At 70.8% G+C, this 1,770-nt stretch carries 1 protein-coding gene; it reads right to left on the bottom strand.

The features are described from left to right. The coding region (locus ABNT58_RS27170) for an insulinase family protein (RefSeq protein WP_348756497.1) at positions 1–1,462 on the bottom strand (1,462 nt) is incomplete at its 3' end. Between the last annotated feature and the right edge of the window lie 308 nt (positions 1,463–1,770).

Below are 1,770 nucleotides of genomic sequence, written 5' to 3'. Positions count from 1 at the left end.
TGGCCAGGCGGGCGTTGTCGGCGTCGATGGCCGCGCGCTCGGCCTCGGTCATGCGGGCCTGCCAGTCCTGCGTGAAGCGCTCGGCGGCTTCGTCGCGGCGGGCCAGGAACTGCAGGTCGGGCCGGATGTGGGCCACCAGCGTGGGCTGCGTGCCCAGCAGGGCCTGGATCTCGCGCTGGATGAAGCCGGGCTCGGCAATGGCGCGCTCCAGCCGCGCCAGGGCGGCGTCGGTGTCCAGCACCGCCAGCAAGTCCTGGTGGCGCACGGCGGCCTGGGCCAGGCCGATCAGGCGTTGCACGCCCTTGACGGGGCGGCGCTCGGCAAAGCGCAGCTCGCGCACGCCGGCCTGCAGCAGCTCGGGCGCCGGCGGCGTGGCCACGGCCTGCTGCAGCGCGGTGGTGATGACGCGGCGTGCGTCGGTCAGTTGCGCCGGTGTCAGGCCGGCCATGCCCACGTGCAGCAGGATCTCGGTGGTGGAGTCGTCCAGCCCGGTGTGGTCGGACAGGCGGCCGAAGCCGGCCGCTTCGATGGCCTCGCGCAGCAGGCCGCCGCCCTGCGACATCAGCACCGTCTCCAGCAGACGGGCGCGCATCACCGCGTCCAGGTCGGCTTCGCTGCCCAGGCGCCAGGCCATCTGCAGCCGGTGGTCGTGCTGGGATGCCGCCGTGGCCGGCACGTCGATCACCACCTCGCGCAGGCCGCTCCAGGGCTGCACCGTGGGCGCGGGGATGGGCGCGCGGCGGTCGGCAAAGGCCGACAGCACCTGGCGTTCGATGCGCTGCTGCAGCTCGGCCGGGTCCATGTCGCCCCAGCTCATGAACACCGCCTGCGAAGGGTGGTAGTGCTGGGCATGGAAGGCCACCAGGTCGGCATGCGTCAGCCCGGGGATCAGCAGCGGGTCGCCGCCCGAGTCCACCGCATAGGTGCTGCCCGGCAGCAGCTCGCGGTTGAGGCCGCGGTACAGGTGGCGGCCCGGGTCGGCGTAGTTGCCCTTCATCTCGTTGAGCACCACGCCCTGCAGCTGCAGCTGGCCGCCTTCCAGCACCGGGCGCCAGGCTTCCTGGCGGAAGTCCAGCGGATCGAGCCGCGGAAAGAACGTGGCGTCCAGGTACACGTCCATCAGGTTGAAGTAGTCGGCGCGGTCGGGCGTGGAGAACGGATAGACCGTGCGGTCGGGGTAGGTCATCGCGTTCATGAAGGTGGACAGCGACCGGCTCATCATCGAGAAGAACGGGTCGCGCACCGGGTAGCGACGCGAGCCGCACAGCAGCAGGTGCTCCAGCACATGGGCGCGGCCGTCGCCCACCTCGGGCAGCGTGGGAAAGGCGATGAGAAAGGCGCGGTCCTCGTCATCGGTGGCGATGTGCACATGGCGCGCCCCGGTGGCGGCGTGCTGGTAGACGGTGACCTGGGCCTGCAGGGCCGGGTAGTGCTGGGTGCCGACGGCGGAGAAACTGGACATGGGTGCGCGGTGGTGGCGGAAGCCCACAGTAGGCCTGATAAAAGATGGAATGGATTTTTGCAGGTTGGGGCTCGTCAGGAATCGATTTCTCCTAAGACCGCGATTGGGCAGCACGCACGCAACCCGTGTGCGCCCCGCCGTTCCGACAATGGCGGCATGGAAATCAACCTCGACGCCAACGCCACCACCCCCGTGCTGCCGCAGGCCCGTGCCGCGGCGCTGGCCGCGATGCAGGCCGACTTCGGCAACCCCAGCAGCACCCACATCGCCGGCCTGAAGGCCCGCGCCATCCTCGACGCGGCCCGGGC

This window comes from uncultured Aquincola sp. (assembly GCF_964001545.1).
Classification (GTDB): Bacteria; Pseudomonadota; Gammaproteobacteria; order Burkholderiales; family Burkholderiaceae_C; genus Aquincola.
Note: the sequence above shows the minus strand (reverse complement) of the source record. Positions and strands in the feature narration are given on the sequence as shown.